General features: G+C 59.7%; 23 protein-coding genes. 8 read left to right on the forward strand and 15 right to left on the reverse strand.

Translation table 11 applies throughout. The annotated features are described in order from the left end of the window. Nucleotides 1–70 precede the first annotated feature (70 nt). From BLP10_RS10540 to hemN, 10 genes are all read right to left on the reverse strand, one after another. Nucleotides 71–1186 (reverse strand): MFS transporter, encoded by a 1116-nt coding sequence (locus BLP10_RS10540; RefSeq protein WP_139165468.1) that lies wholly within the window; start codon nt 1184–1186, stop codon nt 71–73. Then, the gene (ccoS, locus tag BLP10_RS10545) at nt 1183–1332 is read right to left on the reverse strand and encodes a cbb3-type cytochrome oxidase assembly protein CcoS (RefSeq protein WP_091134088.1); all 150 of its coding nucleotides are present in this window, start codon (nt 1330–1332) and stop codon (nt 1183–1185) included. Before ccoS ends, BLP10_RS10540 begins: the two co-directional genes overlap by 4 nt. Before the next feature lie 3 nt (nt 1333–1335). Beyond that, a complete protein-coding gene (locus BLP10_RS10550; RefSeq protein ID WP_091134090.1) occupies nt 1336–3585 on the reverse strand; it encodes a heavy metal translocating P-type ATPase in 2250 nt (749 codons plus the stop codon). 16 nt (nt 3586–3601) lie between these two features. Then, nucleotides 3602–4096, reverse strand: a complete 495-nt coding sequence (locus BLP10_RS10555) for a FixH family protein (RefSeq protein WP_175493869.1) — start codon at nt 4094–4096, stop codon at nt 3602–3604. A gap of 13 nt (nt 4097–4109) precedes the next feature. Beyond that, on the reverse strand, nt 4110–5570 hold the full coding sequence (gene ccoG / locus BLP10_RS10560) for a cytochrome c oxidase accessory protein CcoG (RefSeq protein WP_091134094.1): 1461 nt from the start codon (nt 5568–5570) through the stop codon (nt 4110–4112). A gap of 141 nt (nt 5571–5711) precedes the next feature. Then, a complete protein-coding gene (gene ccoP, locus BLP10_RS10565; protein ID WP_091134095.1) occupies nt 5712–6596 on the reverse strand; it encodes a cytochrome-c oxidase, cbb3-type subunit III in 885 nt (294 codons plus the stop codon). A gap of 4 nt (nt 6597–6600) precedes the next feature. Beyond that, nucleotides 6601–6756 carry a cbb3-type cytochrome c oxidase subunit 3 gene (locus tag BLP10_RS10570; protein WP_091134097.1) on the reverse strand — a complete coding sequence of 52 codons (156 nt, stop codon included), beginning with the start codon at nt 6754–6756 and terminating at the stop codon, nt 6601–6603. Nucleotides 6757–6767: 11 nt separating this feature from the next. Beyond that, the gene (gene ccoO, locus BLP10_RS10575; protein ID WP_091134099.1) at nt 6768–7502 is read right to left on the reverse strand and encodes a cytochrome-c oxidase, cbb3-type subunit II; all 735 of its coding nucleotides are present in this window, start codon (nt 7500–7502) and stop codon (nt 6768–6770) included. An 11-nt stretch (nt 7503–7513) separates the two neighbouring features. Further along, nucleotides 7514–9178 carry a cytochrome-c oxidase, cbb3-type subunit I gene (gene ccoN, locus BLP10_RS10580; RefSeq protein ID WP_091134101.1) on the reverse strand — a complete coding sequence of 555 codons (1665 nt, stop codon included), beginning with the start codon at nt 9176–9178 and terminating at the stop codon, nt 7514–7516. Nucleotides 9179–9311: 133 nt separating this feature from the next. After that, nucleotides 9312–10655, reverse strand: a complete 1344-nt coding sequence (hemN, locus tag BLP10_RS10585; RefSeq protein ID WP_091134103.1) for an oxygen-independent coproporphyrinogen III oxidase — start codon at nt 10653–10655, stop codon at nt 9312–9314. 181 nt (nt 10656–10836) lie between these two features. Between hemN and BLP10_RS10590 the strand changes: the two genes are divergently transcribed. The 3 genes from BLP10_RS10590 to BLP10_RS10600 all read left to right on the forward strand — a co-directional run bounded on the left by BLP10_RS10590 (nt 10837) and on the right by BLP10_RS10600 (nt 13609). Further along, nucleotides 10837–11817 carry a S1C family serine protease gene (locus BLP10_RS10590; protein ID WP_091134104.1) on the forward strand — a complete coding sequence of 327 codons (981 nt, stop codon included), beginning with the start codon at nt 10837–10839 and terminating at the stop codon, nt 11815–11817. 68 nt (nt 11818–11885) lie between these two features. Next, nucleotides 11886–12722, forward strand: a complete 837-nt coding sequence (locus BLP10_RS10595) for an aldo/keto reductase (RefSeq protein ID WP_091134106.1) — start codon at nt 11886–11888, stop codon at nt 12720–12722. A 53-nt stretch (nt 12723–12775) separates the two neighbouring features. After that, on the forward strand, nt 12776–13609 hold the full coding sequence (locus tag BLP10_RS10600; protein ID WP_091134108.1) for an inositol monophosphatase family protein: 834 nt from the start codon (nt 12776–12778) through the stop codon (nt 13607–13609). Here BLP10_RS10600 and BLP10_RS10605 read toward each other — a convergent pair. From BLP10_RS10605 to serA, 3 genes are all read right to left on the reverse strand, one after another. Beyond that, nucleotides 13600–14214: a hypothetical protein gene (locus tag BLP10_RS10605; RefSeq protein ID WP_091134112.1), complete on the reverse strand. Its 615-nt coding sequence runs from the start codon at nt 14212–14214 to the stop codon at nt 13600–13602. The two genes, BLP10_RS10600 and BLP10_RS10605, sit on opposite strands and share 10 nt — an antisense overlap. 156 nt (nt 14215–14370) lie before the next feature. Continuing rightward, entirely contained in the window at nt 14371–14691 is a 321-nt protein-coding gene (locus BLP10_RS10610; protein WP_091134114.1) for a hypothetical protein, read from the reverse strand. Between the two features lie 276 nt (nt 14692–14967). Continuing rightward, on the reverse strand, nt 14968–16215 hold the full coding sequence (gene serA / locus BLP10_RS10615; RefSeq protein ID WP_091134330.1) for a phosphoglycerate dehydrogenase: 1248 nt from the start codon (nt 16213–16215) through the stop codon (nt 14968–14970). A 455-nt stretch (nt 16216–16670) separates the two neighbouring features. Between serA and BLP10_RS10620 the strand changes: the two genes are divergently transcribed. Continuing rightward, complete coding sequence (locus BLP10_RS10620) at nt 16671–17444, forward strand: endonuclease/exonuclease/phosphatase family protein (RefSeq protein WP_091134116.1); 774 nt, start codon at nt 16671–16673, stop codon at nt 17442–17444. Nucleotides 17445–17548: 104 nt separating this feature from the next. After that, nucleotides 17549–18493, forward strand: a complete 945-nt coding sequence (locus BLP10_RS10625; RefSeq protein WP_091134333.1) for a lysylphosphatidylglycerol synthase domain-containing protein — start codon at nt 17549–17551, stop codon at nt 18491–18493. Here BLP10_RS10625 and BLP10_RS10630 read toward each other — a convergent pair whose 3' ends face one another. Continuing rightward, on the reverse strand, nt 18494–20005 hold the full coding sequence (locus BLP10_RS10630; protein ID WP_091134118.1) for a phospholipase D-like domain-containing protein: 1512 nt from the start codon (nt 20003–20005) through the stop codon (nt 18494–18496). A gap of 269 nt (nt 20006–20274) precedes the next feature. On the opposite strand from BLP10_RS10630, the gene BLP10_RS10635 reads away from it, so the two are divergent. From BLP10_RS10635 to glgA, 3 genes are all read left to right on the forward strand, one after another. Continuing rightward, nucleotides 20275–20661: a DUF2934 domain-containing protein gene (locus tag BLP10_RS10635; RefSeq protein ID WP_091134121.1), complete on the forward strand. Its 387-nt coding sequence runs from the start codon at nt 20275–20277 to the stop codon at nt 20659–20661. Nucleotides 20662–20815: 154 nt separating this feature from the next. Next, nucleotides 20816–22099 carry a glucose-1-phosphate adenylyltransferase gene (glgC, locus tag BLP10_RS10640; RefSeq protein WP_091134123.1) on the forward strand — a complete coding sequence of 428 codons (1284 nt, stop codon included), beginning with the start codon at nt 20816–20818 and terminating at the stop codon, nt 22097–22099. After that, nucleotides 22096–23547: a glycogen synthase GlgA gene (glgA, locus tag BLP10_RS10645; RefSeq protein ID WP_091134125.1), complete on the forward strand. Its 1452-nt coding sequence runs from the start codon at nt 22096–22098 to the stop codon at nt 23545–23547. Before glgC ends, glgA begins: the two co-directional genes overlap by 4 nt. Before the next feature lie 10 nt (nt 23548–23557). Here glgA and glgX read toward each other — a convergent pair whose 3' ends face one another. After that, on the reverse strand, nt 23558–25765 hold the full coding sequence (glgX, locus tag BLP10_RS10650) for a glycogen debranching protein GlgX (RefSeq protein WP_091134127.1): 2208 nt from the start codon (nt 25763–25765) through the stop codon (nt 23558–23560). Nucleotides 25766–25854 lie beyond the last annotated feature (89 nt).

The following is a 25854-nucleotide window of genomic DNA, read 5'->3' on the forward strand; positions in this document are numbered from 1 at the left end:
CCATTCCTGTGCCGTTCCTAGCACAGGCTGATGGAGCTTTGATACATGCGCATACAGCTCGGATCGTAATTTAAGCTATGATCCCGGCTGCCAGGGCCCCAAGAAGGGCAGAACTGAGGAGAATCCCATCATGGAGTCCGAGCAGCCATCGCGATGGCTCGCCTTCCTGATGAACCCACAGGGTGGTTCCCATCGTCACCAACGACCACCCAATACCAAGTAGAGCTGTCGATAGGCTGAAGGCAGGGATACTGGTCGCAAGCAGGAAGGCCAATGCGGCCGCTGCCAGTAATGCACATCCCCCAAGGGCGATCCATATGGGCCGGACCGCTTGAGGGAGGCCTGCGAGAGCCAGAGATGGTGCATACATGGCGATAACATGCCAGGCAATAACGCCGGAGACGGCCTCTCCAAGACCACAGCCGACCATGGCAATAGGGGTGGCCCCCATGAAGGCAGTCATGAAAAACCAGCCGGCAGCACCAATGACACTGGGCCAAACAAGGCGTTGCCATCCCTGAAGGGGCTTGGTCTCGAGGGGCCTCCGGCGCATGGCCCGATATGGCAGAGCCGCCGTTGCAAGGAGCGATCCTACATGCGCGAGCGCTGCCGCTGACGCAATGCCGACAAGAGTGTGGGGAACGGCAACGCTTTCGGCAAGGTTCGCAACTGTGGGAGCCAGCAAGCCAGCAGCGGCAGCCGCTCCGAAAACGACGAGTATGGAACTCTTGCCTTTAGCTCCAAGCGGCGCGGCCGCATGACGGTAAAACAAGCTGAATCCGCTGGCGATCCCGAGCCAGAATGCGCCCAGTACCAAGCCCGTGAAGTGCCATTGAAGCAGGGACCATGCCGTCATCAGGCCGCCGGCGACACCGAGACTGGCGCCGAGCGAGAAGGCGGCACGTCGGCCGAATGCATCGAGCAGTAGAGAGGCAGGCAAGCTGGCCAGCGCCGCGCCGGCGTAAAAGGCGGCATAGGGCAGGGTGGTCCAGCCCTCACTGGGGGCAAGAGAGAGCCCCGCGAGCGGAAGGATGGTCAGGGTGAGAACCTGCGAGAGCACGGACAAGGCGAAGGCCACCGCAAGCAGCGCGGTGCCGCCGCGATCTGACATATTGCCGGTAGCTTCTATCGGTTCGCAGAGACAGTCGAGCCGTCCTGCCCGTGGCATGGCAGATGATGTGGTCATGACCTGATGTCGTCGTCCTTCAGAACGCGCAGAGCCGCACCTTCCACATCGTCATACTGTCCGTCTTTCAGCGACCACAGAAAAGCGGCAAGGCCGGTGAGACCCAAAAGCAGGGCTACAGGCACGAGATAAATAAGGACTTCCATCGATCAGGCCCCCTGCAAGGTTGGAACTGCCCGCGTCTCAGCGCCGGGCAAGGACGTCTCAGACGCAGTCTTCGCCTTTGCCCTTCGGGCGCGGAGGGCGTTCAGCGTGACCAGGCTCGACGAGCCGGACATGGCGAGCGCGGCAACCAGCGGGGTCACGTAGCCGAGGAATGCGAGAGGAACTGCGATCAGATTGTAGACCAGAGCGATCATCAGGTTCTGCCGCATCAGGGCACGGGCCCGGCGGGAAATGGCGAGAGCATCGAGGACGGGCGAGAGCTTATCTCCCAGGAAGACCGCATCCGCCTGAGCCTGCGTGATATCGGCTGCGGTAATCGGAGAGATGGACACATCCGCTGCAGCAAGAGCAGGCGCATCGTTGAGGCCGTCGCCCACCATGAGCACTTTACGGCCCTCGGCCTTGAGAGACTCGATGGCTGCGATCTTCTCGGCGGGTTTAGCGCCGCCACGCCATTCGCGGAGATTGAGAGCAGCTGCAATGGGAGCCACGGCCTCAGGGCGGTCTCCCGACAGGATACGGCAATCGACGCCTAGATCCAGCAGTGCCTTGATTGTTGCTGCGGCATCAGGACGAAGAGCCTGTCGCACAAGCAGGATGGCGCGTTCGTGACCGCGTGCGAATGCAATTACCGAGACATCCGCCTCCTGGCCCACACTTTCAGCCGCGAGATCGATCGCGCCGCAGAAGCTCGGGCTGCCAAGGCGCATTTCGACCCCATGCACAAGAGTCCTGACGCCTTGGCCTACCTCTTCCGCAACTTCCTCGTACGGACGACGTTCCTTTGCCTCCTGCGCAACGGCGGCGGCAAGGGGATGATGGCTCGAGAGAGCAAGACGGGCCGCGGCTTCGAGAAGATCCGACCGGACGGCCTTCGCATTGGCTACGCGCATCTCAGGGAGCGTCAGTGTACCGGTTTTGTCGAACACGATGGTGTCCACCGAGGCAAGGCGCTCCAGGGCATCGCCGGAATTGAGGAACACGTTGGAGCGGAAGAGCGCGCCCGATGCCACGACTTGCACAACCGGAACCGCAAGGGCCAGGGCGCAGGGGCAGGTGATGATGAGCACCGCAACTGCCGTGATGATGGCATCATGCACCGACGAACCCATGGCGACCCAGACAACGGCCGTGATGGCAGCAGTCAGATGCACAACGGGTGCGTAAGCGCGGGCGACCTTGTCGGCCAACTGGACATAGCGGGACTTGGCGGCAGAGGCGGTTTCCAGCAATCGCTCCACTTCATCGAGAAGCGTGCCCTTGCCGGCAGCGGTTACCTGAAGAGTGAGGGTGCCTTCGTAGTTCATGCTGCCCGCATAGACAGCATCACCAGCAAGGGCGGAGCGGCGTACGGTTTCACCGGTGACGAGGCTTTCATCGAGTTCCGAGCTGCCCGATATCACGATGCCGTCGACAGCAATCCGCTCGCCGGGACGTACGAGAACGCGGTCACCGGGGTTGAGGGCAGCCGTCGGGACGAGAACTGCTTCTCCGCTAGCGTCGATGCGGTGCGCGACTTCGGCCTTGAGGGCGGCGAGATTGCCGGCCACGGCGCGTGTGCGACGGCGCATGGCCTGATCGAGGTAGCGACCGCACAGGAGGAAGAAAAGCAGCATCACGACGGAGTCGAAATAGGTATGTTCCGAATGATTGATCGTCTCGACTACCGACATGATCAGCGCCAACATGATCCCGATGGAGATCGGCACATCCATGTTGGTGCGCTTTGCCTTCAGGGCGCCGATGGCACTGCGGAAGAAGGGCTGACCTGCATAGGCCACGGCAGGAAGCGCGATGAAGGCGGAAAGCCAATGGAAGAAGTCACGCGTTTCAGGGGTGATGTCCGTCACATTGCCCGACCAGACCGAAACCGCGAGCAGCATGATGTTCATGGAGGCGAAGCCCGCCACCGCCAGGCACCGCAGCAGCCATTGGGAGCGGCGCGTCTCCTCTTCCTCGACGAGGCGAGATTGATAGGGATGAGCGCGATATCCTAACCGCTCCAGCTCCCTGACGATGGTAGAGGGCACAAGGGCGCCGTCCTGCCACTGCACGGAAAGGCGATGCGTCGTGTAGTTGAGCCGTGCGTCCACGATGCCGGCCAGACGGCACAAGCCGCCTTCGATCTCGTCGATACAGGCAGCGCAGTCGATCCCCTCGATGGCGAGATCGAGATGCGCTGTCCCATCGCCCTGATGTTTGACGAAGATGGAGAGATCGAGGTTCTCGGACATGAGCGATATCTCTTTTCTAGAGCGCTACGCGGCTCTTGGAGCGGAAGACGATCTCCTCCCCGCGCTTCAGATCGATCACAAGATTCCAATTGCCTTCCGGCAGAGGTGTGAGGCTTCTGAACTGGCCGGTGGATGTCTCCACGAATTCCATTGCGACGTCGTTGCGCTTGTCCGTCGGGTGTCCGAGCCTCACCTGCGCTGTGAGACCAGCAAGGGCCTGAGCCTTGTCATCGCGAGCCGTGATGATGATCTTGCCGTTCTCGCCGCGCTGTACGTTTGCTTCTACGGACCAGTGCCGGGCATCCTGGGCATGGGCGGCTGCCACATCGTTCTTGAAGGTGAGCCCCGCCTTGTAGGAGCTCTCCGTCTCAACGCCGCTGAAGCTCGACACGGCAAACCGGATCATCACGAAATTCATGGCGAAGATGACGCCGAAGAACGAGATGAAATAGATGAGGACGGTCCGTCCGGTGATGACGCGGGGAGGGCGATTGGCTGTGGTTGCGGACATATGCATGATCCTCTCAAGGCGCCTTGAAGTAGTCGCTCATCCGTGTGGAATCTCCGGAATTCGGGTCGGTGAGCGTGAAGTGAATGTCGGTCGATGAGGCAACGTTGGAGCCCTGCGAGCTGACGAGAACGCGAGCTTCCAAAGTCTGGTCGGGGCCGACCTTGACGACGGCGCGCCCCTGCTGATCGATCTCACCCCCGACGATATCGAGTTTGGCCCCGGGAAGGCCGTCAACGGCAAGGATATAGCTGCGCTCGTCCAAATTCTTGTTCGCGACACGAATGGTGAACCCGTTGCGGATCGAGCCGTCGGAAAGGCGGACGAAGAGCGGATTGCGATCGTGCATGACGCTCAGGTAAACCGTCTGGCGCATGGCGAGCGACCCGATCATGATGGCGCCGACAATCGCAATGATGGCGGCATAGAAGATGGTCCGTGGACGCACGATCCGGCGTACTTCCGGGCGGCCCTCCATGCGGGCCTTCACATTCATATCGGTGTCGTAGGCGATCAGGTTCAGCGGGCGGTCGATCTTCTCCATCACCGTGTTGCACGCATCGATGCAAAGGCCGCACTGGATGCAATCGAGCTGCAGACCTTTGCGGATGTCGACGCCGGTAGGGCAGACGTTGACGCATTGATTGCAATCGATGCAATCGCCCGCGGGCAGGCCCTGAAACTTCAAGGCTTCGTTCTTCTTCATCGAGCCGCGCGGCTCGCCTCTGTCGTAGCGATAGGTGACGTTGAGGGCGTATTCATCGGTCAGTGCGGCCTGGATGCGCGGCCATGGGCACATATATGTGCAAACCTGCTCCCGCATGAAGCCTGCAAGCGTATACGTCGTGAAGGTCAGGATGCCGATCCAGATATAGGCGAGCATCGGAGCCTGGAAGGTTGCCAGCTCATAGACGAGCGTCGGCGCATCGGCGAAGTAGAGAACCCACGCGCCGCCAGTCCACCAGGCGATCATCAACCAGATGAAGTGCTTGAGACCCTTTTGCGCCGCTACCTTGAGCGTGAGCTTTTCCTTGTCGTGACGCATGCGCTCGCGGCGGTCACCTTCGATCCAGCGCTCGACTGCATAGAAAAGGTCGGTCCAAACCGTCTGAGGGCAGAGATAGCCGCACCAGACGCGACCTGCGACGGCGTTCATGAGAAAAAGAGCAAGCGCAGCCAGCACCAGCAGGCCCGTGAAGTAATAGACTTCCTGCGGCCAGATTTCGATGAAGAAGAAATAGAAGCGCCCGTTCGCGAGGTCGACGAGGATCGCCTGATCGGGGGCGTTAGGTCCACGGTCCCAGCGGATGAAGGGCAGGAGGTAGTAGATGCCGAGGGTGATGGCCAGCACGACCCACTTGATCGTACGGAAACGGCCTTTCACGGCCTGCGGGTAAATCTGCTTGCGTGGTGCGTAAAGCGGGGCGTCTTCAGCCTGTGCAGTCGCAAGAGAGGAAGATACTGGAGCGTCAGCCATCGAATCCGTCGCAGGTTCTCGGTCAGGAGAGATCCTGGATAGGGGGAGGGCTGGGGGAGTGCCTTGATTTGAGTCAAGCAAGCGGCCGGAGGGGCTCCTCCGGCCTTCAGTATAAATCCGTATGGGATTGATCGACGCAGCTTAGCGGTTCTGGTCGCCGCCCAAGGAGTGAACGTAGAGGGTCAGAGCCTTGATGGTGGTGTCATCAAGACGCCCATGCCAGGCCGGCATCACGCTGCCGCGGCCGATCATGAGACCCTCGACGATCGTCGCCTTGTCGGAGCCGAACAGCCAGATCTGGTCCGAAAGGTTCGGCGCGCCCAGCTCCAGCATGCCCTGACCCTTATCGCCATGGCAGGCTGCGCAGTTGTCCGCGAAGACCTTGGCTCCCGCCGCGAGATCGACGCCCTTCTCAGTGGGCAGGCCCGACAGGGAGCGCACATAGTCCGCCACCTGCGAGATCTCCTCGCGCTTGAGCATTCCGTCGCGGCCAAAGGCAGGCATGGTGCCGGAATGACCCTGGTCGTTCGTGGAACGCACGCCGAACTGAATGGTGTGGTGGACCTGCTCCAGGGAGCCGCCCCACAGCCAATCGTCGTCGTTCAGGTTCGGGTAGCCCTTGGCTCCGCCGCCGCCTGCTCCATGGCAGGGGGCACAGTTGTCGCCGAAGGCGGCCTTGCCCTGTGCGCGAGCGAAGGCGAACATCTCGGGATCCTGCTTGATCTCTTCAAGAGAGCTTGCAGCGAGCTTCGCCGTCATGCCCGAGCGCTGATCCTTCAGGGCCGCGAGCTCGACCTCCACCGCATCGCGGGAATGCCAGCCGAGGGCGCCCTTGGTGTATGACGATACGAGCGGCCAGGCCGGATAGGCGATGCAGTAGGCGATGGCCCAGACGATGCAGAGATAGAAGGTCCACAGCCACCAGCGCGGCAGCGGATTGTTGAGCTCTTCGATATCGTCCCAGCTGTGCCCGGTTGTCGCCACGCCCGTGACGGCGTCGACCTTTTCATGTTTCTCATGGGCCATAGGATCAATCCTCCTGGAGAGGCATGCGGGCGGCAGCATCGAAACGCTCCTTCCGCGAGGGTGCGAGGGCATAGAGCAGAACCACCAGGAAGACGCCTACGAAGTAGAGCAGACCCCAGGTCTGGGCGAATTCAGCGAAGAATTTATATGCGGCTGGCATGATCTTCGTCCTCAGCGCACGTTGGCTTTGTTGTCATAGAGTTTGAAGTCCACCTGCGTGCCGAGCATCTGCAAATAGGCAATTAGGGCATCGGCTTCGGTGATCTTCTGCGGATTTCCGTCGAAGGTGCGCGATTGGGCGTTGGGATAGCGCTTGGCGAGATCGACGGCGTTGGGATCATCGGCATTCGCCTGGATGCGAACATCGCTTTCCGCAAGCTTCAGCATCTCTTCGGTGTAGGGCACGCCCAGCATCGCCTGGATCTTCATGTCCTCAGCGACGGAGGACATGTCGAGCTCGGTTTTCTCGAGCCAGGGATAGCTTGGCATGATCGAACCCGGCACCACGGCACGGGGATCGTTCAGGTGATCCCTATGCCATTCGTCGGAATACTTGTTGCCGACGCGGGCAAGATCCGGACCGGTGCGTTTGGAGCCCCACTGGAAGGGACGGTCGTAGATGCTCTCGGCCGCAAGAGAGTAGTGACCGTAGCGTTCCACCTCGTCCCGCAGCGGACGGATCATCTGGCTGTGGCAGTTGTAGCAGCCTTCACGCACGTAGATGTTGCGGCCGGCGAGCTCGAGAGGCGTGTAGGGACGCACGCCCTCCGCTTTCTCGATCGTGCTCTTCAGGTAGAAGAGGGGCACGATTTCCACGAGACCGCCGATCGAGATCACGAACAGCACGCCGATGACGAGGATGATCGAGTTGGTCTCGAAGATCTTATGACGGGACCAGAATGACATGATCGTTTCCTTTACTCAGCAGCGACGAGGACGGGCTGTGCCGGAAGAGCTTCTTCTTCAGCAGCCTCGGCGCTGGTGATCGTCTTCCAGACGTTCCACGCCATGATCAGGCTGCCGGCTACGAAGAGAGCGCCGCCGAGTGCACGGATGATATAGAAGGGATGCATGGCCTCGACGGTCTCGATGAACGAGTACTCGAGGAAGCCAAGGTTGGTATAGGCACGCCACATGAGACCCTGAAGGATGCCTGCGACCCACATCGAGGAGATGTACAGCACGATACCGAGGGTCGAGATCCAGAAGTGCCAGGAGACGGCCTTCATGGAGTACAGTTCCTTCTTGTTCCACAGCCACGGAACGAGGCAGTAGACAGCGCCGAAGGAGATGTAGGCGACCCAGCCGAGCGCGCCGGCGTGAACGTGGCCGATGGTCCAGTCGGTATAGTGCGACAGGGAGTTCACGGCCTTCACGGACATGAGCGGGCCTTCGAAAGTGGCCATGCCGTAGAAGGCAACCGACACCACCATGAGACGCAGAACCGGATCCGTACGGAGCTTGTCCCATGCGCCGGAGAGGGTCATGAGGCCGTTGATCATGCCGCCCCAGGAAGGCATCCACAGCATCACCGAGAACACCATGCCAAGGGTTTGGGCCCAATCAGGCAGAGCGGTGTAGTGAAGATGGTGCGGGCCAGCCCAGATATACATGAAGATCAGGGACCAGAAGTGGATGATGGAGAGGCGGTAGGAATAGACCGGCCGCTCGGCCCGCTTTGGGATGAAGTAGTACATGATGGCGAGGAAGCCGGCGGTGAGGAAGAAGCCGACCGCGTTATGGCCGTACCACCACTGCACCAGCGCATCCTGAACGCCCGACCACACGATGTAGCTCTTCGGCGAGAAGATCGAGACGGGAACCGTCGCATTGTTCCCGAGATGCAGGACTGCGATGGTCAGGATGAAGGCGAGGTAGAACCAGTTCGCCACGTAGATGTGGGATTCCTTGCGGCGCATGACGGTGCCGAGGAATACGAGGAAATACGTAACCCACACGATCGTCAGAAAGAGATCCGCGTACCATTCCGGTTCGGCGTATTCCTTGCCCTGCGTGATTCCGAGCAGGTAGCCCGTCCCCGCGATCACGATGAAGAAATTGTAGCCGAGAACAACGAACCAAGGAGAGATGTCGCCGACGAGGCGCGCACGGCAGGTGCGCTGAACCACGTAGAACGAACTGGCGATGAGCACGTTGCCGCCGAAGGCGAAGATCACCGCGGAGGTGTGCAACGGCCGCATGCGGCCGAAGGACAGCCAGGACGTGTCGAAGTTCAGCGATGGAAACGCCAGCTGAAGGGCAATGAGGAGGCCGATGGTGAAGCCCGCGATGCCCCAGATCACGGAGGCGATGGTCGCGAATTTCACCGGACCCATGTTGTAGTTGGGCTTGCCGTTGATCGTCAGCGGCGGCAGAGCGGCAGGCCGCTCGTAGTAGCGGTTGACGATCACGAACACGGACGCAACGCTCGCGGCCGCAAAGAGGTAAGCATGGAACGCGTATTCGGGCGTATAGGCCTTTGCCGCGATGATGATGCTCAGGAAGGCCAGGGCGCCGAAGGCAAGGGCGGAGCCTGCTTCGCCGAAGGTCATTCCTTTAGAGGTTGTTGCCGTATGAGCCATAGGTCTCGACCGTTCTTTAGTTTGGCGAGGCCCTGAGCTTCGCCATCAGTTTTCTCACTAGGCGCGGGGTGGGGAAGGGGCATTGATGCAAATCAAACAGGGGCCTTGCCCTGCTCATGCCCCCGGAAAGACCTCAGACGGCACGCGAATGCCGCACCGCTCCGCTTTCCAGGTAGCGGTCGAAAGCCGCACAGACGTTTCGGACGAGCAGACGGCTTTCCTCAGGAATTTCGATGATGAGACCATCGCGCTTGACGAGGCCGTCACGGGCCAAGAGGTCGAGGGCCACGATCTCGGCACTGAAGTCGGGCCGGCTGTTATCAGGTGCGATTCGCTCCAGATCGACCGCAAAGTCGCACATGAGGCGCTCAATGATGCTCCGGCGCAGGCGGTCGTCATCGGTCAGGGCGACGCCTCGCACAGTCGGGAGGCGGCCATTCGTGATCGCTTCGCGATAAGCGACGGTGCTCGGGGCATTCTGAATATAGCCCTGCGGCAGGGAACCGATGGCCGAAGTGCCGAAGCCGATGAGAGCCGTGGCCTCATCTGTCGTGTAACCCTGAAAGTTCCGGTGTAGGCGTCCTTCGCGCTGACGGATGACCATGGGATCGGTAGGCTTTGCGAAATGGTCAATGCCGATCTGCACATAGCCTGCGTTCATCAGAGCGGAGGCCGCGGCGCTGTTCTGCTCGACGCGCTGGATGGCGTCGGGCATGGCCTCCTCCGGCAGCAGCGCCTGATGGCGCTTCATCCAGGGCACATGCGCATAGCCGAAGAGGGCGATGCGGTCAGGATCGAGTTGCAGGGCCTGATCGACAGTGCGCAGAATGCTCTCTGTCGTCTGATAGGGAAGCCCGTACATGAGATCGAGGTTCATGCCCGTCACTCCGGCTTCACGTAACCAAGTTGCGACTTTTTCTGTCTGCTCGAAGGACTGGATGCGATTGATGGTCTTCTGAACTTTGGGATCGAAGTCTTGTACGCCCAGGCTTGCACGGTTGAGCCCGGAGGATGCGAGCGCCTCCACATGCTCGGGAGTGAGGGTACGCGGATCGATCTCGACGGCAATCTCGGCAGTCGAGCGGATGCCGAAGGAACATTCCAGGAGACTCATGATGCGCCTGAGATCGCTCCCGGACAGGATCGTCGGCGTGCCGCCACCCCAATGGATGTGAGTGACGCCCATGCGACCCGGTAGATGCTGGGCTACGAGCTCGATTTCACGCTCCAGCAGCTCCACGTAGGAGGCGACCGGGCGGTAGCTGCGGGCAACTGTGGTGTGGCAGCCGCAATAGAGGCAAAGCTCCGCACAGAAGGGTACGTGCAGATAGAGCGAAAGCGCCGTCTGGAGCGGGAGTTCCGAGAGCCATTGCGCATAAGTTTCGCAATCCACGTCCGGCTTGAAATGTGGGGCCGTGGGGTAGCTCGTGTAGCGCGGGACGCGCTGATCATAGCGGGCAATAAGTTCTGGCGTCATGCCAGCCCTATGCTCCGCTTTCGGTCAATCAACCTTGATTTAAGTCAAGCCTCCTAAGGTGTTAATGCCAATTGGGCGCGCACGGGTTGAACCTCCGGTATTTTCCGCCATCTTGATCATATTGAGGATCTTTCCCGATCCAGCGTGCGGCGGTCTGGAGAGGCGGGTAAGGAGTTTTCCAATGCACTCACCAGAGGAATGGGAGATCCCGCCTGAGTTCCAGCCCGACCCGGATGCGCTCAATTACGACCTTAAAGACGCTCTCAACGCTGTCGTTTCCCTACGCGCTCACGTGCCGGAGGATGCCTTTACCGCTGAGACCCTAGGCACCGAAAGGGCAGGGCAGGGTGTGGTGATCCGAGCGGATGGACTTGTCGTGACCATCGGATATCTGATCGCAGAAGCCGAGGAGGTCTGGCTCACCACCAATAAGGGCCGCACGGTCGAAGCTCATGTGGTCGCATACGATTACGAAAGCGGCTTTGGTTTGGTGCAGGCGCTCGAGCCGCTAGGGCTGCCCGTCATGCCAATCGGAGATTCCCGGCGTCTGCTGCCTGGAGATCAGCTGGTGATGGGAGGCAGCGGCGGGCACACGCATTCCCTCGCGGCCCAGGTTGTCGCCTGTCAGGAATTCGCCGGCTATTGGGAGTATCTCATCGATAGCGCCATCTTCACGGTGCCGGCCCATCCCAATTGGGGTGGCACGGCGCTGATCGGTCCGCGCGGAGATCTGGTTGGGATCGGCTCGCTCCAGCTCCAGCATCAGGCGCAGGGTGGCGCCGTCGTTCCCTTGAACATGAGTGTGCCCATCGATCTTTTGAAGCCGATCCTGGATGATCTTTTGACACTGGGCCATGTCGGCAAGCCGCCTAAGCCTTGGCTCGGCTTCTATGTGTCGGAAACGGAAGAAGATCAGGTCTCGATTATCGGCCTCGCCGGCGATGCTCCTGCGCAGCGTGCGGGATTGAGAGCCGGAGACAACATTCAGGCGGTTTCCGGACAGACCGTCTCGTCGCTAGCCGAATTCTATCGCGCCATGTGGGCGCTTGGGCCTGCGGGCGTGGATGTGCCTCTGACGTTGGAGCGTGAAGGAGATACCTTCGACGTGACAATCAGATCCGCGGACCGTGGCCGCTTCATGAAAAAGCCGCGACTGCAATAATTAGATCCAAATAATCCGAAACTGTTCATCAGAAGGATGAGCCGATCATCCTTCCCAAGGGAGATATCATGAGCCGACACGTCCTGCTGCCTTCAGGCGAAACCGTTCCCGCGCTCGGGCAGGGAACCTGGCAAATGGCAGAGAACGGCAGCAAGCGCGCTCAGGAAATCGAGACTTTGCGTCTGGGCGCCGAGTTGGGGATGACGTTGATCGATACAGCGGAGATGTACGGTGAAGGCGCATCCGAGAAGCTGATTGCGGAAGCGTTTGGGCACGAGCGTGCCGGTTTGTTTCTCGTCAGCAAGGTCTATCCGCACAATGCCACTCGCAGGGGAGTGGTTGAGGCCTGTGAGCGAAGCCTGAAACGGCTCAAGACAGATTGGCTCGATCTATATCTTCTGCATTGGCGCGGAAATGTGCCGTTGGAGGAAACGGTAGCAGGTTTCGAAGATCTGCGCCGTTCCGGAAAAATCCGCCATTGGGGTGTCAGCAATTTCGACACCAGTGACATGGAGGAGTTGTTCACGGTCGAAGGTGGCGTAAATTGTGCAACCAACCAGATTCTCTACAATGTGACGCGGCGTGGCCCCGAACATGATCTGCTTCCCTGGATGTCGGAGCGCACGATACCGCTGATGGCCTACAGCCCCATCGAGCAGGGCCGACTGCCGAAATCCGGCATCCTTCAAGCCATTGGCCACAATCGTGGCGCGAGCGCCTATCAGATCGCTCTGGCTTGGCTTCTCCAAAGGCCTGGTATCATCGCGATTCCCAAGGCTTCCAGCCCCGCCCATGTTCGCGACAATCGTCAGGCTCTCGAAATCCTGCTCAGCCCCGATGAGCTGAAAGCCATCGATTCCGAGTTTCCGCCACCAAAACGCAAGCGCCCGCTTGAGATGATCTGAGCTTACTCGCTACAGATCACTCTCGCCCATCCATCAGAACAGTACGAAATCCGATGACCTTTTCCAGATCCGATGCCATCGCCGTTGCGGAGATCCTCAGGAGCGTAGCGCAAGCCGAAATCCTGCCGAGGTTCCGGAACCTGTCCTCCGATGCGATCCGCATGAAGACATCGCAGCTCGATTTGGTGACGGATGCGGATGAGGCGGCGGAGCGCGCCATCGAAGCCGATCTCTTAAAGGCATTTCCGAATGCGACAGTCATCGGTGAGGAAGGCGTGAGCCGTGATCCGACGCTCCTCGATGGATTGGGCGATGCCGAGCTCGCCTTCATCCTCGATCCCGTCGATGGAACCTTGAATTTCGCATCCGGCTTGCCGCTGTTCGGTGTCATGGCTTCCGCCGTGATGAAAGGGGAGGTCGTGTGTGGGATCATCCTGGACCCGATCTCGGACGATTGGGCGATGGCCGTTCGTGGAGAAGGGGCATGGATACAAAGACCGGATGGCAGCACCCAAGATTTGAAGGTCGCGCCCCGCGTGCCTCTCGCGCAGATGGCAGGGAATGTGTCCTGGCGCTATCTGCCCGAGGCGCTTCGGCCCATCGTGACAGGCAATCTGCCTCGTGTGGCCATGGCGGCGGACTTGAGATGCGCCGCACATAGCTATCGCCAGATTGCAGCCGGGCACATGCACTTTGCCTTCTCGTCGAGCGTCATGCCGTGGGACCATGCGGCAGGCTGCCTGATTCATCGTGAAGCCGGGGGATATTCAGCGCACTTCGACGGTTCGCCATATCTGCCCGTCAACAGGGGAGGCGGGCTGATCAATGCGCCGGATCGGGAAAGCTGGCAGGCGTTGCGGGATGCTCTCCTGCCGCCTCAAACGTGAGATTTCTTCACAGCCGGTTGAATGATCGCATCGATCTCCGCGATCCTTGTGCGGCGCTTCCTGCATTGGTGATCCAGATGCCAGGAACGCCCGATGCTTAGGGCAAGTATCGGCACCGCCCAAAGGTAATCGATGGCCTGGATCAGGACGAGGGCCAGCACGGCAACCGCGACAAGCCACGTTTCGAACCGCCCGAAGCCTTCCGTAAACTCGTTCTTCACAACAAGCTGCTGGCGCTCGAGAAGGAGATCCACATGGAGGGGCGTGCCTCGTGTCGGACCTGAGGAGCCCCCTGTACGGTGCAACTCCTGAGCGGAGGCCTGGAGGAGAGCAAGCTGCTCTGTGCGATCCTGGGAAACTTGGGCTGACTGAGGTGGCAGGAACGCGAAAGCGTTGATCAAATTGGCCCGCAGGAGCTGGATTGTGGGAGGAATATTGTCCTGCTCGAGGCCGAGCGCGCCAGTCTGAAAGCGATCCGTGATACGGCTTCGGATCTGGGCAGCGGTGGTCTCACGACTGGCAGACGGTGTCTCTTGCCTGAAGGAAGCGGCAATATGATCTGCAATCAGGTTCTCGACCGCGACATTCGCCCTTTCCACAGACATGAACCGTGTCCTTCCGTGAAGGTGTCCCGACGGTTTCATCGCAGGGAGGGGGATGGAGTTCTCCCGCCGGATGGTTTCGTACCGTTATGCAACGGCGAGATCATGAATGCTTAAGGTTAATGGATGCTTAAGAAATTCGATCTTAGGAATATGCAGCTATGTGTCCTGTTCAGGACCTGAGCTTCCTGGGACCATTTTGGCGAGGCTCTGGAGGAACGCGACGGATTCCTTGGGGCGTCCTTCCTGCTCCGCAATCTTGCTGATGTTCTGCAGAAGAGAGGCGATCTCACTGGCTTTCGCGACGCGGCCGACTGCCAGCACGTGAAAGAAAGCCGAGAAGGCAACCATGACGGCTTGGTTGTGCTCTTCGAGCTTTCTGGATTGTTCCTTCAGAGCCTTGATGTCCTTCTCCTGGGCGGAAACAATATCCACCAGGGTCAGCATCTGTTCGGCGAGTGTGTCGACGGAAGCGCTCATGTCTATTGGGGTATCTGGCTCATCGGAAGGAGTGGAAGGCGAAGGTGTCGCGCTGACTATAGGATTGTGGGCCCGCGGTCCAGATGAAGGCGACGCGTCACCGAGCGTCACCTCTGTCCCCTCGACCGCCACGGCCGGCAGGCGAGCGGCATCCGCGAGGCGCGACGCGGTTTGCTGCAACAGTCTTTTGATGCGATCTTGTACGCTTGCGGCCATGCAGCAATCCAAGCACGGCTTCGCGCTTTAGGAAAGTGCGACGCCTGGATGCTTCATCGATCAGCCGAGCGCGTAAAGCAGGCGAGCGCGGATCGTACCTTCCAGGGCGCGGATTTCATGCAGCGTTTCCCGGCTATGCTCGGGCTGGCCCTCGACCTCGATCACCACATAACCCATTTCGCCATCGGTCTGCAGGTGCTGTGCCGTAATATTGAGGCCGCGCGACGAGAAAACCTGATTGAGGCGGCCGAGCATGCCGGGGACGTTGCGATGGACGTGGATGTAACGCGTACCGGTAGCCCGTGACGACAGTTGCACCTGCGGGAAGTTGACGGCCCCGATCGTCGAGCCGACATCGGAATAATCGATCAGCTTTCTGGCGACTTCGGCGCCGATGCGTTCCTGGGCTTCTTCCGTGGATCCGCCGATATGCGGCGTGAGAATAACGTTGTCGAGGCCTTGGAGCGGCGTCACGAAGCGCTCTTTGTTTGAGGCAGGTTCTACGGGGAACACGTCCACAGCGGCCCCGCGCAGGTGGCCGCTCTTCAGGGCCTCAGCGAGAGCGTCGAGATCGACCACCGTTCCGCGGCTGTTGTTGATGAGATAGGCGCCCTTCTTCATGCGGGCTATTTCGGAAGCGCCGATCATGCGGTGCGTGGCCGGTGTCTCAGGAACGTGCAAGCTCACCACATCGCTCTGGCCAAGCAGATCATGCAGGCTATCAGCCGGCTCCGTATTGCCGTGGCGCAGCTTGTCCGTCTGATCGTAAAAGATCACGCGCATGCCCATAGACTCGGCAAGATACGAAAGCTGCGACCCGATATTGCCGTAGCCGACGATGCCGAGTGTCTTGCCGCGCACCTCATGGCTGTCGATGGCCGACTTGTCCCAGTTGCCCGCATGAGCCGCGGCGGATTTTGGGAAGGCGCGGCGCAGCAGCATGACAATCTCGCCGATGACGAGTTCGGCTACGCTGCGTGTGTTGGAGAAGGGAGCGTTGAAGACCGGGATTGCGGCTTGTCGAGCCGCTTCGAGATCGACCTGGTTCGTCCCGACGCTGAAGCAGCCGACCGCGATGAGGCGGTTGGCAGCGGCGATGACCTCGCGGGTGAGCTGGGTTCGGGAGCGGATCCCAAGAATATGAACGCCCTGCAGAGCCTCGATCAGGTCCTTCTCGTCGAGGGCGGTCTTCAGATAGGTGATGTTCGTATAGCCAGCCGACCGGATCAGCTCGACAGCGCTTTCGTTCACTCCTTCGAGCAGAAGCACCCGGATCTTGTCTTTCTGAAGAGAGAACTGCTCGCTCATGTCGTCTCCGTTCGCCTGTCGAGGGAAGGGCATAACCTGCCTGAACCGCCAGAAAAATCCCTTTTCCGTCGAAGTTGGCCAAGGCGCATTCCATCAGGCTCGGTCAGTGCCTTAAGCCACTGGGTCTTCGCAAGAGGGGAGGCTCCTCAAAGGAGTCAATTTCATACCTCCTATGCGTTGCCGCCATCCATGGGTTTGGGCGTATCTTGACCCGATCCGGTTGCTCGGGTGACCGGTCGGAAAGACGGGAGCCAGTGCCGGATGTACGCACGGCTCCCGTTCTTTTGAGGCAGGTGGCTTGCTGCCCTGCCATCTCTCGGACCCTCAGCGCCTTGCCGAGTGCCAAGCTCGACCGCTCCGATGGAAATCTTGGGCTTTTCAGGTGTTAGTGCTGCTGAGGCTGCCTTTCGGGGCTTCGCCCGCCTGCCAGACGTTCCCTGCAGAAAGGAGGCCATGTGCCGCGTATACTGACCTATAACGTGCGCCGCTGTCTTGGAACGGACGGGCGGCTCTCTCCGGGGCGCATTGCCGATGTGATCGCAGCATATGAGCCCGACGTCGTGGCTCTTCAGGAACTGGATGTCAGGCGGGCACGCACCGGTGGCATCGATCAGGCGCACGCAATTGCCCAGGCTCTCGGCATGCAGATGCATTTCCATGCCAGCCTGCGCGTCATGGAGGAGGAGTACGGCAACGCTATCCTGACGCACCGCCCCTCTCATCTGCTCAAAGCAGGAGCACTGCCGGGTAGGACGGGTCGCTTGGCTCCCGAGCCGCGAGGCGCCCTCTGGGCATCGATCGATTTCGGCGGGACGGATGTGCAGGTCATCACGACGCATCTGGGTCTTCGCCGTAATGAGCGATTGGCGCAGGTGGAGCGCCTTCTCGGGCCACAATGGCTCGGTCATCCAGCTTGCCGCGAGCCGGTCATCCTGCTGGGGGATTTCAATGCATCGCCTCGCTCCAGGGCCTATCAACGATTGGCGTCTCGCCTTCGAGACGTCCAGGCAGCCATCCCCCATCACCGCGCACAGCCCACTTTTCCTTCTAGAATGCCGATGCTTCGGATCGACCACGTCTTCGTCAGCCGCTCGATCCATGTGGTGCGTGTCGAATCCGTGCGCTCGCCCATGGCCCGCGCCGCATCGGACCACCTCCCTCTCATGGTGGAGTTCCAAGTGATGCCCGTCAGGGGGCACAAAATCGGTGTAGAGCATCTCCACGAGTAAGCGGAACTGTCACGCATCGGGAGTGCTTGTCCTAAGTCAATATCGGCAAGGCAGGAAAGGCAAGCTTTGCCATAGGCTATCTAGAGTTTAGAGTAGGGATGGAAATGCGGAAAATCTGGAAGCCCTTGATCGCGGTTGTCGCCATCGGCCTCGCAGCTTTCCTGCTTTACCGCACGCTCAGCCGCTACAGCATGGATGAGCTCCTTGCAGCGGTTTTCGCCATTCCGGCAGGGCGCTTGGTTGCGGCGGGCGGCTTCGCCGCGGCAAGTTACATATGCCTGAGTGGGTTCGATTACCTTGCTCTGCGCTACGTGGGCCATCCGTTGCCCTATTACAAGGCTCTTTGGGCCTCGTTCACCAGCCTCTCGCTCGGCCATAATATCGGCCTTGCCTTTCTGAGCAGCGGTGCCGTTCGGTATAGGTTCTACACGCGCTGGGGCTTGAACGCCGAGCAGGTGGCGAAGATCATCGTCTTTTGCGGCACCACCGTAGGCCTTGGGCTCCTGGTGCTCGGGGGCGCGGCGCTGCTGCTGCGCTCAAGCCTTGCGGTCGAGATCACGGGCCTCTCGCAATCTATCGTGATCGTGCTCGGCATAGCCTGCTTGGCTTTGCCTGCGATCTACCTCGTGCTTTCCGCATTCGTGCGGAAGTCTCTGAAGATCTGGCGATGGAAACTCGACATGCCGCCTTTGCGCCTTGCCATTGGGCAAGTGATCATCGGCTCGGTCAATTTCGCCTGTGTCGCCGCCTGTCTTCACCAGGCTCTCGCCGCCGTTACGGATGTGGCTTATGTAGGCGTTGCATCGGTTTATGTCATCGCCAACACAACAGCCCTGATCAGCCATGTGCCAGGCGGTCTCGGGGTTATCGAGAGTGTGGTGATGTACCTTCTTCCAGGCCAAGACCTGATCGGCCCTCTTCTGGTTTTCCGGTTCGTCTACTTTCTGATCCCGCTGTGCATGGGAATCGTGGTCTTCCTGCTGACCGAACTCGTCTTCCGTCGCAGCCATGTCCGAGGGGCCTTGGTCGAGGCTACCGCACGAGGGTAATTATTCGCTGGAACGCTTCAGGAAGCGGAGCGGCTCGAAAGGTTCCAGGGGATCGAGAAGGCCTGTGCCTACAGCCGGTTCTGCCGGGCCCTCGTCGAACATCGCATCGAAAACATGCAGGCGCCGGTCGTTCACGTTCAGACGCTCGATAGCGGCGATCAATGAGCCGCTTTCCTTGGAGACGGCATCAGCGAAAATCTCCGGGTCCGTTCCGAGATGCTCCGCCAGGAGGCGATCCCGCAGGCGGCCGATCATTTGACGCATCTGGTCGTTCGTAGCCTCTATGGCGAGATCGCATTCCGTATCGAGGCCGATGGAGCGATTGTTGAGGTTCGATGAGCCGATCCTTAGAAATGTATCATCGACAATGATCAGCTTGGAGTGGATCAAGACCTGGCAGAAGCCATCCTTCGAGGGCACGACAGGAAAATATGCCCGGAGCCGGTTGTAGCGATCTGCTTTACGCAAGCGGCGGATCAGCCGATCCCGGTTCGTGCCCATGACTCTCTTTTCAGCCCAGCCATGCGACTCGTGGGTTTGGATCACGATGACCTCAGGCCCGTCCGGGTTGGCAAGTTGCAGCTCCAGAACATCGCCGATACTGGGCGCCGTCATGTACTGCGCTTCGATATAAATCGACTTTCTCGCCGCCGCGAGAGCGTCGAGATTGAGCACCGAAGCCTCCTGAACGGCGCATTGATCGCCCCAGGCAGGATAGGTACGGGCAATGGCAACCGGAGCATTGATGAAATCCGGCTCAAGATCTGCAGGCCACGGATCCAAAACAGGCCAAGGCGTGCAGCTGATCTCTTCGCCGGTCGCAACCTTCCAGCGGCTATAGGCCAGTTCGGTGATGGAATGAGCGGCGGCTCCTGTGACAACCATCTGAACGTCATGGACGGGGTCGTAGATCGTGCCGTCTTCCCGCAGGCGATATGGGTTATCGCAGGAATGTTCCTTTGTGTCCCACCGTCTGACGGTCAGGTCCATGCCGCCGACGAAGGCAAGGCTATCGTCAATGCAGACGATCTTTTGGTGATGCGCTGCATAGAGAGGATGATGCTTGTCCAGGCGCAGCTGAAGGCGAGGGTGGTCCTGCCACTCGGCTCCGAAAATCAGTGGGCCGGGTGCGCCTGGAGCATGGACCACGGCAATGCTCCAGACCAGGATGCGAACTTCAAGCTCCGGCTTCTCCTCCACGAGCGCGCGTAGGAGGGGGCCGAGCGGAGGAGACGCTTCAGCGCTGACATCAGGCCGCAGACGAATGCTCCCGTCGAAGTCCCACCCGATGATCATGATTGAGCGCTGCGCTTGACGCAGGGCGGCTTCGAGCTGGGTGAAGTATTCTTCACCGTCGATGAGGGCGGCCGCCTTGTCCGCAGGCGCAATGCGCCAACAATTGCTGCCGGCTTGCAGAATTGGACGAGCGCTTACAGGCTCCGATTTGAAGCCTGTGCTGGATCCGGTCAGCCCGTTGGTTTCATCAATAAAATGCACGTTGCTCATGGCCATGAGGGAACTGCATCGGCAACTCTGTAGTGAAGCCAAGGTTCCCGGTCCTGAGATATTGTACCTAGGCTGGGCCTGTTCCTTACCGTCCGCTTAAAAATTAAGCCGCGAATGAGGCCTAAAACCTCAAGCTTCCCGGTCCGAGGCGTTGTCATTCGGCGAGGCTGCCTAATAACTTATGCAGCTTGCGGGCGTTGGATTAGCGGCCCTGTAAATGGCGGCTGGTCAGCCGCTCCCAGAACAGGGCACGCTCGAGGATAAAAAGGGTCATCATGGACAAGCAGCTTGAACAAAGAATCCGGGAACGGGCATATGAACTATGGATCATGCATGGAAGCATGCCGGACCGCGCGGACGAATACTGGTATAGGGCCGAGCAGGAGCTTCTCGGGCAGGAGAGTGGCGCTTCCGGTGATACGCAGGAATCGTATCCGGTCGTCGGAGGCCACGAAGAGGCACCCGTGGAAACGAGCGCCGCGCCTCTTGGAATGACCAGTCAGACTCTGGACGAGGTGCTCACGAGCCCTTCCGCTCCCAAGACCCGTAAGCGGAAAAGCACTGCAGCGGCAGTGGTAGAAACTGCGGCTGAAGTCAGTAACCCCATCGGCGAGACAATCACTGCCCCGAAGCGGAGACGATCTACGAAGACGTCGACATGACTTGAGGGTGATCACAGCCTTCGCTCGATGCAGAGCGAAGGCTTCAGGATCAGGTATTCAATACTGAATTTCAGGACAGGCAAAGAGAACTTCCAGCCGGATTTAGAGTCTACCAAGCAGGACATATCCCTGTTTTTGATGTGAGGACCCCATCTTGCCCAGCCCGAGCGTTGCTTCCGCGCCTCTTGCCCGCCATGCCATGGCTTACGTCCTTGCAGGCGGACGTGGCTCCAGACTTATGGAACTGACCGACATTCGCGCAAAGCCCGCAGTCTATTTCGGCGGCAACACACGGATCATCGATTTCGCGCTCTCCAATGCTCTGAACTCCGGTATTCGCCGCATTGGCGTCGCAACGCAGTACAAGGCGCACAGCCTCATTCGGCATCTGCAAAGAGGCTGGAACTACTTCCGCTCCGAGCGCAATGAGAGCTTCGATATTCTTCCCGCGAGCCAGCGCGTTTCCGAAACCATGTGGTACGAGGGAACGGCGGATGCGGTGTATCAGAACATCGACATCATCGCGAGCATCGACCCGGAATACATCATCATCCTTGCGGGCGATCACATCTATAAGATGGACTACGAGATCATGCTCCGCCAGCACGTGGATTCCGGCGCGGACGTGACCGTCGGATGCCTCGAGGTTCTGCGCGCGGAGGCTACAGGTTTCGGGGTGATGGGAGTCGACGAGTCGGACCGCATTATTTCGTTCCTGGAAAAGCCCGCAGACCCCCCTGGCATTCCGGGTAATCCCAGTATGGCCCTCGCCAGCATGGGGATCTATGTCTTCAACACGCGCTTCCTGTTCGAGCAATTGAGGCGGGATGCGGCGACACCCGGTTCGAACCGCGACTTCGGTAAGGACATCATCCCCTATCTTGTCGAGCACGGGAAAGCGATTGCCCACCGCTTTTCCAATTCCTGCGTTCGCTCCGGTGCAGAGGCCGGTGGCAGCGATGCGCCGGCTTATTGGCGCGATGTCGGAACTGTCGATGCCTATTGGGAGGCCAATATCGACCTGACGGCTATCGTCCCTTCTCTCGACCTCTATGATCGTGATTGGCCGATCTCGACATTCTCCGAAACCTGGCCCCCTGCCAAATTCGTGCATGACGAGGAGGGCCGGCGAGGCCACGCCATCAACTCGCTTGTTTCCAGCGGCTGCATCGTTTCCGGGGCAGCCTTACGCCAATCGCTCGTCTTCACGGCCGTCCATCTCCATTCCCATGCCGAGGTGGAAGGTGCGGTCATTCTTCCCTACGTCGATATTGGTCGGGGAGCCCGGCTGAAGAATGTGGTGATCGACCGTGGCGTACGCATTCCGGACGGATTGGTGGTCGGCGAAGATCCGGAGGAGGATGCGCGGCGTTTCCGCCGCACCGAACGCGGGATCTGCCTCATCACGAGACCCATGATAGACAGGCTCACTGGATGAGCCGATTGAACGTTCTATCCGTCACATCGGAACTCTTTCCCATCATCAAGACAGGAGGATTGGCCGATGTGGCCGGCGCGCTGCCCGCCGCCTTGGCGCGCGAGGGAGTGAATGTCGTCTCGCTTCTGCCCGGTTATCCCGCCGTCCTGAAGACTCTGGAGCGCATCGAAACCGTTCGTGAATATCCCGATCTCTTCGGCGGAACGGTGCGCCTCGTCTCTGCGAAGGCGAACGAGCTGGATCTCTTTGTCATCGATGCCCCTCATCTTTATGATCGCCCAGGTTCGCCTTATCTGACGCCGGATGGTCGCGACTGGCCGGATAATGCATGGCGCTTTGCCGCGCTCGGGCGGATCGCTGCTGATATCGGGCAGGGGACAGTGCCAGGGTTCGTTCCCGACATCGTGCATGCTCACGATTGGCAGGCTGGTCTTGCACCGGCCTATCTGCATTACGGCGACATGCCTCGTCCTGGCACGGTCATCACGATACATAACATCGCCTTCCAGGGCATCTTTCCAGCGGATATACTCTACGAGCTGGGTCTGCCTCCTCATTCCTTCACCGTGGATGGGGTCGAGTATTACGGGCAGATCGGCTTCCTGAAGGCAGGATTGCGGCTTGCCGACCGCATCACGACCGTCTCTCCGACATATGCGAAGGAGATTCAGACCCCTGAGGGTGGAATGGGTCTCGATGGTCTCTTGCGCTCCCGTTCCAGGGATGTATCCGGCATTCTGAACGGGATCGATGAGAGCGTTTGGGATCCTGCTTCAGACCGCTCCCTGATTGCGCCGTTCGCGAGGGGTGATCTGGGCAGGCGTCAGGTCAACAAAGAAGCCCTTCAAGAGCATTTGGGCTTGGAGGTAGATCCTGACGCGATGCTTTTTGGCGTGGTGAGCCGATTGTCCGAGCAGAAGGGCTTGGACCTTGTGCTTGCAGCTTTGCCGTCCCTCCTTGCGGACAAGGCGCAACTCGCGCTGCTGGGCGCTGGAGACAAGACCCTCGAAGAGAGCTTCCGAGCGGCGTCCATCGTCTATCCTGGTCAAGTCGGATGCTTCTTCGGCTATGACGAAAGCCTTGCGCATCTCATTCAGGGGGGAAGTGACGCACTGCTCGTGCCTTCTCGCTTCGAGCCCTGCGGTCTAACGCAACTCTGCGCCATGCATTACGGCAGCCTCCCCATCGTTTCCCGCGTCGGTGGTTTGGCCGATACGGTGATCGATGCCAATGAAATGGCCATTGCGTCGGGCGTTGCAACAGGCTTCCAGTTCTCGCCTGTCAATCTGAGCGGTCTCACCGATGCGGTAATTCGAGCAAAAAGGCTTTGGTCTGAGAGTGAGACTTGGCGCCGCTTGCAGCAGAACGGCATGGCAGCGGAGGTCGGCTGGTCAAGACCCGCCAGGCAATACGCGCATCTTTACCGTTCATGTCTCGAAGAGGGATGAGAAGGGCCGGTCAGGCCCTCCGCTTGTTCTCTTGCTTGGGCTGCTCCTCCGGCTGGAGCTGAAACAGAAGCAGCGATCGGCCTGTCACCGTATATTCCTTGCCGAAGTTGAACGGCGCCGGAAATGCCAGCTCTGGCTTATTCGTATCGACAAGACATGCCCATGCGCGTCCGCCCGTCACCTCGGGCAACCTGCACTTCACAACGTCATGATGGGCGTTGAGAATGAGGAGAAGCGTAACGTCCGTACCGCGTTTGCGGATGCCCGTCGGTTGCGCGCGGCCATCGAGCAGGATGCTGAAGCATCTGGCATGCGGATCCTCCCAATGCTCAGGGGTCATCTCATCCCCATCCGGCGTAAGCCACGTCACGTCCTTGACGTCGAGCTCCTCGTTATAAACACCGGAAAGGAAACGTCCCCGGCGTAGAATAGGCAGGTTCTGACGCAGCTGGATCAGCTTGCGCGTGAACTCGAAAAGCTCCGCGCCATCCTCATCTACGCCCTCCCAGTCGATCCAGGAGATTTCGTTGTCCTGAGCATAGGCATTGTTGTTGCCCCTCTGGGTACGAGCGAATTCATCGCCGGCCAGCAGCATGGGTGTTCCTTGGGAGAACAGCAGCGTGGCGAGGATATTCCGCATCTGGCGGTAGCGCAGGGCGCGGATCTCAGGATCCTTCGTCTCGCCTTCTACGCCATGATTCCAGGACAGGTTATGATCGTGGCCGTCCCTGTTGTCCTCGCCGTTCGCCTCGTTGTGCTTGTCATTGTACGATACGAGATCATGGAGCGTGAAGCCGTCATGAGCCGTGACGAAATTCACTGACGCCCAAGGCTTGCGTCCGCGCTTGTTGAAGAGGTCGGCGGAAGCGGTGAGGCGAGAGGCAAGCTCCGGGAGCTTTCCATCCTCGCCCTTCCAGTAGGCCCGCACCGTGTCGCGGTACCGGTCATTCCACTCGGCCCAGCCGGGCGAAAAGCGGCCGACCTGATAGCCGCCCGGACCGCAATCCCATGGCTCCGCGATCAATTTCACCCGGCTGAGCACCGGATCCTGTCGGACGGCATCGAGAAAGCGTCCGTCTTCCTCGAAGCCGTGAGGTTCGCGGGCAAGAATGGTAGCGAGGTCGAAGCGGAAGCCGTCCACATGAACCTCCTGCGCCCAGTAACGCAGGGAGTCCGTCACCATCTGCAGAACGCGCGAGTGGCTCAGATTGACGGTGTTGCCGGTGCCGGTGTCGTTGATGTAGTACCGCTTGTCGGGCGCAAGGCGATAATAGGATGAGTTGTCGATGCCTTTGAAGGAAAGCGTCGGCCCGAGTTCGTTTCCTTCCGCCGTGTGGTTATAAACCACGTCCAGGATCACTTCGATGCCGGCATCGTGGAAATGGCTGACCATTTCCTTCACTTCGTTCACGAAGGGGGTCGCGAGATAGCGTGGCTGAGGTGCGAAGAATCCGATGGTGTTGTAGCCCCAGTAATTTCGGAGGCCTTTTTCGATCAGATAACTGTCGTCGACGAAGGCGTGAATGGGCAGCAGTTCTACGGCGGTGACGCCAAGGCTTTTGATGTAATTGATGGACTCATGGTGCATCAGGCCTGAGCACGTGCCTTGTATGTCCTTTGGGATCGCGGGATGCTTCATGGTGAAGCCGCGAAGATGCGCTTCGTAGATGATGGTACGTTCCCAGGGGGTCTGGGGCCTGCGTTCATTGCCCCATGTAAATGCCGATTCAATCACCCGGCATTTCGGCATGAAGGGTGCGCTGTCGCGCTCGTCGAATGACAGGTCGGCATCCGGTGAACCTACGGTGTAGCCGAAAAGCGCGGGATCCCATTTCAGGTCGCCGAGAATTTGCTTCGCATAGGGATCGAGAAGCAGCTTGTTGTGATTGAACCGATGCCCGGCGTCGGGTTCATAAGGTCCATAGACACGATAGCCGTAGGTGGTGCCAGGGCGGGCATCAGGCAGATATCCATGCCAGACCTCGTCCGTATATTCAGGCAGCTCGATCCGTTCCAGTTCGCGCTTGCCTTCCGAGTCGAACAGGCACAGCTCGACCTTGGTGGCGTTGGCTGAGAAGAGGGCAAAGTTGACGCCGAGGCCGTCCCAAGTGGCGCCCAAAGGGTAGGGAAGACCCTCGCGAAGTCGGGATGTACGCCGCACGCTCGGCGCTACAATCTCGGCTGGGGCTGGTTCATTGGCGGCGACTTTGTCGTTCATATTATGTCTCGGGAAGCGGAGCAGATCAGTTCAGGTCAACAACGCGCAAAGTGGTATGAAGTCCCGCAAAAAAGCTCGACAATATGGTG

The sequence above is a fragment of the Microvirga guangxiensis genome, assembly GCF_900102135.1.
Taxonomy (GTDB): domain Bacteria; phylum Pseudomonadota; class Alphaproteobacteria; order Rhizobiales; family Beijerinckiaceae; genus Microvirga; species Microvirga guangxiensis.

Coding starts and splice junctions, on each gene's coding strand:
- BLP10_RS10540 (WP_139165468.1), bottom strand. CDS start 1,186: ATGACCACATCATCTGCCATGCCACGGGCAGGACGGCTCGACTGTCTC.
- BLP10_RS10600 (WP_091134108.1), top strand. CDS start 12,776: ATGACCTTTTCCAGATCCGATGCCATCGCCGTTGCGGAGATCCTCAGG.
- BLP10_RS10635 (WP_091134121.1), top strand. CDS start 20,275: ATGGACAAGCAGCTTGAACAAAGAATCCGGGAACGGGCATATGAACTA.
- glgX (WP_091134127.1), bottom strand. CDS start 25,765: ATGAACGACAAAGTCGCCGCCAATGAACCAGCCCCAGCCGAGATTGTA.
- ccoS (WP_091134088.1), bottom strand. CDS start 1,332: ATGGAAGTCCTTATTTATCTCGTGCCTGTAGCCCTGCTTTTGGGTCTC.
- BLP10_RS10550 (WP_091134090.1), bottom strand. CDS start 3,585: ATGTCCGAGAACCTCGATCTCTCCATCTTCGTCAAACATCAGGGCGAT.
- serA (WP_091134330.1), bottom strand. CDS start 16,215: ATGAGCGAGCAGTTCTCTCTTCAGAAAGACAAGATCCGGGTGCTTCTG.
- ccoN (WP_091134101.1), bottom strand. CDS start 9,178: ATGGCTCATACGGCAACAACCTCTAAAGGAATGACCTTCGGCGAAGCA.
- ccoG (WP_091134094.1), bottom strand. CDS start 5,570: ATGGCTGACGCTCCAGTATCTTCCTCTCTTGCGACTGCACAGGCTGAA.
- BLP10_RS10625 (WP_091134333.1), top strand. CDS start 17,549: ATGCGGAAAATCTGGAAGCCCTTGATCGCGGTTGTCGCCATCGGCCTC.
- BLP10_RS10595 (WP_091134106.1), top strand. CDS start 11,886: ATGAGCCGACACGTCCTGCTGCCTTCAGGCGAAACCGTTCCCGCGCTC.
- BLP10_RS10555 (WP_175493869.1), bottom strand. CDS start 4,096: ATGTCCGCAACCACAGCCAATCGCCCTCCCCGCGTCATCACCGGACGG.
- BLP10_RS10630 (WP_091134118.1), bottom strand. CDS start 20,005: ATGGCCATGAGCAACGTGCATTTTATTGATGAAACCAACGGGCTGACC.
- glgA (WP_091134125.1), top strand. CDS start 22,096: ATGAGCCGATTGAACGTTCTATCCGTCACATCGGAACTCTTTCCCATC.
- BLP10_RS10590 (WP_091134104.1), top strand. CDS start 10,837: ATGCACTCACCAGAGGAATGGGAGATCCCGCCTGAGTTCCAGCCCGAC.
- hemN (WP_091134103.1), bottom strand. CDS start 10,655: ATGACGCCAGAACTTATTGCCCGCTATGATCAGCGCGTCCCGCGCTAC.
- BLP10_RS10610 (WP_091134114.1), bottom strand. CDS start 14,691: ATGAGCGCTTCCGTCGACACACTCGCCGAACAGATGCTGACCCTGGTG.
- ccoP (WP_091134095.1), bottom strand. CDS start 6,596: ATGGCCCATGAGAAACATGAAAAGGTCGACGCCGTCACGGGCGTGGCG.
- BLP10_RS10605 (WP_091134112.1), bottom strand. CDS start 14,214: ATGTCTGTGGAAAGGGCGAATGTCGCGGTCGAGAACCTGATTGCAGAT.
- BLP10_RS10570 (WP_091134097.1), bottom strand. CDS start 6,756: ATGCCAGCCGCATATAAATTCTTCGCTGAATTCGCCCAGACCTGGGGT.
- ccoO (WP_091134099.1), bottom strand. CDS start 7,502: ATGTCATTCTGGTCCCGTCATAAGATCTTCGAGACCAACTCGATCATC.